Below are 5496 nucleotides of genomic sequence, written 5' to 3'. Positions count from 1 at the left end.
AAGCCTTCATGCGAAGGCTCTTTTTTCTTTCTTAAATATAAATTTAACTAAAGTGGTATATTGCAGAAGAAAGTACTGCAATTCACATGGTAGAATAAGTTAAGGAATAGGACAGTCAGTAGAAAAATGAGATTAAAAAGGAGGCAGAGGGATACGATGACGTTACAAACTATCGAAAATGATCTATTGGCATTAGTTGAAGCGTTTGACGGGAATATAGCTTATAAAATGGAAACTGATCTGGGTGATGTGATCGGTTATCAGGAGGGAGACCGGTTTCAATCGGCAAGTTTGATCAAAATACCAATGATCATCGAGGGTTACCTGCAAAGTGAACGAAAGAAGATCTATTTGAATCAACCAGTGACCATTCCGCCGAATGCAGTGACTGGGGGATCTGGGGTCTTGCATGCATTGTCAAATAAAGTATTTTTAACGGTTGAGGACTTATTGACCTTGATGATAACGGTTTCCGACAATACTGCGACGAATATGATGATGGATTTATTAGGCTTTGATGAAATTAATCGATGCATTAAGGAGCTAGGTTTGAAGAATACCTTCCTTGGAAGGAAAATGCAGGATTTTCAAGCATTAAAGGACGGGAAAGATAATACGATTTCGGCGGAGGATACGGTTACCTGCCTAAAAGCGATACATACAGGGGACTTTTTAACGAAGCAAAGCCAGGAAAAAATATTGCGTGTTTTTGAGAATCAGCAATTAAGGGATAAACTCCCATCCATGATGGGCAGAGGGGTGAAGGTCGCAAGCAAAACAGGCGGTATAAGGGGAGTTTCCCACGATTGCGCAATTATTCGCTCGGAGTCTCGAATGGTTTATGCGGCGGTCCTGACTGAAAACATAAAATCAGACGAAGAAAGCAGGCAAGTCATCAGCAAAATTGGCAAGCTGATTTATGATGACATGGTGGCGGAATAGATATCCGCTGCGGTGCAGGAAGGTCATTATCATGAAAGGAGGGAGGGGAAATAAGACGGTCCACTCTTCCATGATGATGGGATTGTCGTTAGGGGAGGGCATAAAAAATCATGTTTTATCGCAAAAGTAAATCGACACGAGCAAAAGCGTTGAAGCAGGCAATGAAAATCGCACTATTCGCAGCTGCCCTGTTAATGGTGTATTTTGGCTTTTTGCATATGAAAATCCAGGAAAGCAAGCACCAGGGGATTCCAGATGAGGCTGACTATCTTATCATACTTGGGGCAAGGGTCAAAGGCTCCGTTCCATCGTTATCTTTGCAATATCGGATTGATAAAGCTGCCGAATACTTAACGGCACATAAGCAGACAGTAGCCATCGTATCCGGCGGCAAAGGGCCAGGCGAGGATATCTCGGAAGCACAAGCGATGCGGCAGGGGCTGGTGGAACAGGGAATCGAAGGCTCACGTATCAAGATGGAAGATGAATCCACGACAACTCATGAGAATATTGTTTTTTCAAAAAAACTCATTTCCGATCCAGCAGCTCCTGGTGTGATTGTCAGTAATGATTTTCATATTTACCGGGCAGTGGAAATGGCAACCAAAGAAGGGCTGAACGTAAAGGGCATACCGGCAAAAACACCAAAAGTATCTGTACCGAAATCATATTTACGTGAATATCTGGCCATCACCAAATACTATTTGACAGAGTTGTTCCGTCCGTGAACGTTTCCTTGTCATGATTCTTTTCCTTTCCCTTTCAAGAAAAATGGACGGGGAGTCCTTTTTCATTCAACTTCAATGACAACATTGGGAACTCCCCAGTATTCTTTTTCCTGAAAAATTTCCTGAAGTGTTTTATAAACAGGGTATCCTGTATAGGATATCTCGACTCGTTCATCCGCATTCACTTCATCCACATCTATATCATCAACAAAACCAAGTTGATCATCGATTTCCATCAAATAATAGCCAAGGGCTTCATACTCGCTATTGGCTACAATGACCTTACTATCGAAACCGCTATTGGAAACTTTGTAATATTTCATGTTTTGACCTCCTATGTTGTTTGCTTTTGCAAGAGTACTCGCAGTTTTTCTTTTATTCTGATATACCCGTTCGTCCGAATCTGAATCACATCTGGAAAAATAAAGGGAAAAACCAATCATCTCACTACGAAAGCAAGGTAAATATCACTGGATAATTTGCTATCTTAATCAAATCATGTTAATCTTATAAAGAATTGTTTTTGATTGTAGAAGAAGATACTTTGTATTTTCCGAATGATTAAAAATAGTAATACAATGTGTATAATGCACTAGGAGGCAACAAGTTATGGAACAAGGTACAGTTAAATGGTTTAACGCAGAAAAAGGATTCGGATTCATCGAGCGTGAAAATGGAGACGACGTATTCGTACATTTCTCAGCTATCCAAAGCGAAGGCTTCAAAACTTTAGACGAAGGTCAAAAAGTAACTTTCGACGTTGAGCAAGGTGCTCGTGGAGCTCAAGCTGCAAACGTTCAAAAAGCTTAATTCATCATACAAATCGTTACCCATATGAACAGGCCCCTTGAGGGGGTCTGTTTTTTATTTTTATCGTAAAAACATGAAAAAACCCACTCTTGAGCCGAGTAGGGTTTTAAGACATTAGACTTTTTTCAATTCTTCTTCAAAGAAAAAAGTGGTCGGATGTTCTTTTACCGTATAAGAATATCTTTTCATATTTTTCACATATGCCCATTTATTAATGGTCACTAATTCATCAGTATCCTGAATGGTTACCGTTTCGCCCGTATTATACTTATTGCGTTTCAATTTATGCACCCTCTTTATTATTAGTATAACATATTGGGGTATGAAAATATGTTCAATATATCCCATTACTGATATTGGTAATAAGATAAATATACTATAGGCAGGATTTGATTTAATATGAAGCGGCATATCAATTCGAAAGTTGTCTGGGAATTAGCTTATGGGGCTCAAGATAAGGAGTATCAACACCATGTTATCCAAACTATTTCAGAGCCTTAAAAAAAAGAAACCGATTAGAGAAGCTTCTGCCATATCTGATGTGGAAGTGACCAAGTCAAAGGTCACATCTAGCAGAATCGGAGAGCTTGGCGAATACAAAATTAACATTCAGCTTGATCAACTGCCCAAGAACGCCAGATATCTCAGTGATGTGCTAATTCCCAATGTTAAAGCGAAGTCTGGTTATTCCCAAATTGACCATGTTGTTTTTACTCCTTTTGCGATATTCGTTATCGAGACCAAAAATTTCGCCGGAACCATATATGGTGATAGAAAAAGCCCGAAATGGAATGTTAATGGAAAGTTCTATATGATGAATCCTTTTAACCAAAATTTCGGTCATATACAGGCGATCAAATCTATCCTCCAAACAGTCGATGAGAGGGATATAGTCTCAATCGTGTCTTTTACCAAAAGAAGTGCATTCAAAGTGAATGCAGAGCTAAGAAAAATACAATCTAATGATTTGATTGTCTACGATACGGAGTTGTCCGAGTTCATGACAAGGAAGCTCAATGTTTTAAAGTTACAGCATCCATCAGCTATATTTTCCGATGATAATATTTTACATATGTATTCTATGCTGGAGAAAACGAACATATCGGACCAAGGGATAAGAACAAAGCATGTCGAGATGCTGAGCACGAAAGCAAGAATTACGGCAGCCCATGAAAGCCAAATTAACGCAGCGACATGTATGACTTGTGGAAAGGCGGTATCAGGTAAAGTTGAGGCCTTTTGTTTGGCAAATAAGAAGAGATTTAAAGGGAATATTTATTGTTATGATCATCAAAAAGCACATGCTTAAAACGGCTATCTGTTGCTGGAAACAGGTTTGAGCCCAATTTAATGAGCACTCATTTTTTTCAATGTGAATGGGGTTCCTTTCTTGCAAAGGGGTTTTTAAGCCCAATTACACTAGACGAAATACAGCCACGTGCTTCCCAGTATGCAGAAACACGTGGCTGATGTTCTTGATGATTTGTTTTAATATAATGAAATGTGACCATACCTATGACCACTCAAAGTTTTACTCCTTCAAAAACCTCACTTTACTTAAAACGCCCAATCCCCATTACGGAAAACAGGTTCGGAAGTGCCGTCCTGTTTGATGCCGTCGATGATGAGTGGAAACGTTGATATATAAGGGTTTTGTGGTTTTCGAATAAAAGGATGAAAATGGATGAATACTAGAAAAACTACTTTTCTGTGACCGCATGTGACCATTTTTGTGACCACTGCGTGACCAGGAAAATTACAGTATAATCAACCTAAACAGTTAATAAAGTTCCCTTAAAATCAGCCTTCCTTGATTATCAAGGAAGGCTGATTTTTATGATATCTCCACTGAAAATGTGACCATTGACTTTTGCTCTTCGATGATGGCATCTTTCCTTTTATTCCCTAGAGCCAATTTCCCCTTCACTTATTTATACTTATAAGTAATAGTTCTTACACGTGGTCGACAATTTAGACTGTGATTATTAAGATGTTTTGATTATCGTTGGATTGAGATGAAGTTTTGGAAAACAATCAACATTAAAGTCGGTCAAAAGGTGAAAGAAGGAGCAACAGAGCATGATGTTAGTGTCCTGTTCTCGTCTCTTATTATTAGAGCTAGGCAATTTCATTCACTAAGGGCTGCAGCCGTTCTGTGATGTTTAAAACTGGTGTCCAAATAAATACAAATACATTAGTTCAGCTTGAAGAAGGGCATATTGACTTCAATAGCAAAGTGGTGAATCCAGAAGGAAGCATTATGAAAAATCATCAACAAATTAAGTTGCCTTTTGATGACTTTCAGAAGTTGTTAGTGGTACTGATAAAGTAGAATACGGTCATTAGAAAGGATATGGCGAGAAGAATATTCTACTGTTTATTACTTGGTGATGTCATAGCAACCTCTCCAACGCATAACATTCTAAAACGATTAAATAAGTATGCTAAGATGTACGGTTTGAAGAACAAAAATCCTCACGCAATGAGTAGGGGTTTTACTAAATCCTTGTTAGATAAAGTGGCAAATGTTGCTGTAATATCTAAAGCATTGGATCTATATGTTGATGAAGTAGTAAACAACTTACGTTCTACTTATGAAGTAACATGAAGATATATTACCTATGGTTTGTAGATCCGAATCTGTTGAATTTAATAAGGTGATTGGTCAAATTTTCAGAAGTTAAGATGCTTGATCCTCTCCTTTTTTATCACCCCTTCCCAAGACCGAGGGTATATAATTAAAGGATAAGGTATATGGAAGAGCAATCACAACAGCGGTTCTTTTTTTGAGAGAAGTAGGGGGCAGTATTTTAACTTCCATAGCCTTCTTACTGTGGAGAGCATAGAAATTTGCTTATATCAATGCCACTCGGTAGTTGGACACGATACAAATAGTTTCTATTCCTTTTTGAAGCTATGAATTTGTATTTGAAGTTTTTTCACAAATGTATTAGGTATCTAATGAAATATTGCTTTTATATCATCTTTTTGAATTTTTAAACTGTAGGGAGAAAAA

The 5496-nt window shown here is 38.2% G+C and carries 6 protein-coding genes; 4 read left to right on the top strand and 2 right to left on the bottom strand.

Annotation, left to right across the window (positions count from 1 at the left end; genetic code table 11):
• The first annotated feature begins 156 nt into the window (after positions 1–156).
• Positions 157–942: a serine hydrolase gene (locus tag QNI08_RS22350; protein WP_285769546.1), complete on the top strand. Its 786-nt coding sequence runs from the start codon at positions 157–159 to the stop codon at positions 940–942.
• 110 nt (positions 943–1052) lie between these two features.
• Positions 1053–1670: a YdcF family protein gene (locus QNI08_RS22345; protein WP_483313815.1), complete on the top strand. Its 618-nt coding sequence runs from the start codon at positions 1053–1055 to the stop codon at positions 1668–1670.
• Positions 1671–1732: 62 nt separating this feature from the next.
• Here the strand turns inward: QNI08_RS22345 and QNI08_RS22340 are convergent, their stop codons facing one another.
• Positions 1733–1993, bottom strand: coding sequence for a hypothetical protein (locus QNI08_RS22340; RefSeq protein WP_285769545.1), 261 nt, complete (start codon positions 1991–1993; stop codon positions 1733–1735).
• Positions 1994–2279: 286 nt separating this feature from the next.
• Here QNI08_RS22340 and cspC point away from each other — a divergent pair, with 286 nt between their 5' ends.
• Positions 2280–2480 (top strand): cold shock protein CspC, encoded by a 201-nt coding sequence (gene cspC, locus QNI08_RS22335; RefSeq protein WP_285769544.1) that lies wholly within the window; start codon positions 2280–2282, stop codon positions 2478–2480.
• Positions 2481–2594: 114 nt separating this feature from the next.
• On the opposite strand, the gene QNI08_RS22330 is transcribed toward cspC, so the two are convergent.
• The gene (locus QNI08_RS22330) at positions 2595–2762 is read right to left on the bottom strand and encodes a hypothetical protein (RefSeq protein ID WP_285769543.1); all 168 of its coding nucleotides are present in this window, start codon (positions 2760–2762) and stop codon (positions 2595–2597) included.
• 190 nt (positions 2763–2952) lie between these two features.
• Here QNI08_RS22330 and QNI08_RS22325 point away from each other — a divergent pair, with 190 nt between their 5' ends.
• A complete protein-coding gene (locus QNI08_RS22325) occupies positions 2953–3789 on the top strand; it encodes a nuclease-related domain-containing protein (protein ID WP_285769542.1) in 837 nt (278 codons plus the stop codon).
• The last annotated feature ends 1707 nt before the right edge of the window (positions 3790–5496 follow it).

Source organism: Peribacillus folii (assembly GCF_030271255.1).
In the GTDB taxonomy this organism is placed as follows: Bacteria; Bacillota; Bacilli; order Bacillales; family DSM-1321; genus Peribacillus.
Note: the sequence above shows the minus strand (reverse complement) of the source record. Positions and strands in the feature narration are given on the sequence as shown.

Excerpts from the sequence above, each read along its gene's own strand:
- QNI08_RS22350 (WP_285769546.1), top strand. The coding sequence starts at position 157 with ATGACGTTACAAACTATCGAAAATGATCTATTGGCATTAGTTGAAGCG.
- QNI08_RS22345 (WP_483313815.1), top strand. The coding sequence starts at position 1,053 with ATGTTTTATCGCAAAAGTAAATCGACACGAGCAAAAGCGTTGAAGCAG.
- QNI08_RS22340 (WP_285769545.1), bottom strand. The coding sequence starts at position 1,993 with ATGAAATATTACAAAGTTTCCAATAGCGGTTTCGATAGTAAGGTCATT.
- cspC (WP_285769544.1), top strand. The coding sequence starts at position 2,280 with ATGGAACAAGGTACAGTTAAATGGTTTAACGCAGAAAAAGGATTCGGA.
- QNI08_RS22325 (WP_285769542.1), top strand. The coding sequence starts at position 2,953 with ATGTTATCCAAACTATTTCAGAGCCTTAAAAAAAAGAAACCGATTAGA.